The following is a 769-nucleotide window of genomic DNA, read 5'->3' as shown; positions in this document are numbered from 1 at the left end:
ACCCCCCTCGGTCCTGAGGCCCTGCGGCTCGCCCGCCGTGGCCACGGTATACAGCTATGGCGGCAGACAACGCTCGCACCGGGTGAATTAGTGTTCACCCTGTGGTGCACCATGGAGGAGAATGCTCGACTCGACCTTGTTGGTGAGGAACCCCATGGATCCCGTAGTCCCACAATCCGAATTCGCCGGTGATGGCGTCACGCTTGTCGCCGACCGGTGGGACCCGCCGMCACCGGGTGACGGATCAGGCGCCGACAGAAAGGGCTTGGTCCTGTTGCTGCACGGCGGCGGGCAGACGCGGCATTCCTGGCGAAACACCGGTCGCAGCCTCGCGGCGGACGGCTGGTCCGCCATTGCGCTGGATGCGCGTGGGCATGGAGACAGTCAGTGGGCGCCGGATGGGGACTATGGCATCGATGCGTTGGTCGCCGACTTGACCTCGGTCATCGAAGAGCTGGGGGAGAAGCCAGTTCTCGTCGGTGCCTCGATGGGCGGTATGACGTCGTTGATCGGGCAGGGTGAGAATCCCGATCTCGCTCGCGGCTTGGTCTTGGTCGATATCGCACCGAAGGTCGAAACGAGCGGTACCGCGGAGATCATGGCCTTCATGCGCAGTGGCCTCGAGGGTTTCGCGAGCCTCGACGACGCGGCAGCGGCGATCGCGGCGTATACCCCGAACCGTGTCCGCAAGCCCAACCCACAGGGTCTGCGTAAGAACCTTCGGCTGCGTGATGGCCGTTGGTACTGGCATTGGGATCCGGAGTTCCTG

General features: G+C 64.6%; 1 protein-coding gene. It reads left to right on the top strand.

Annotated features, from left to right (window positions below; translation table 11 throughout):
* Positions 1-154: 154 nt before the first annotated feature.
* The coding region (locus AC1DWT_RS51665) for an alpha/beta fold hydrolase (RefSeq protein WP_477926329.1) at positions 155-769 on the top strand (615 nt) is incomplete at its 3' end.

This window comes from Rhodococcus sp. P4_B6, assembly GCF_056402215.1.
The sequence above is the reverse complement of the archived record's forward strand: the minus strand, read 5'-3'. Positions and strand labels throughout refer to the sequence as shown.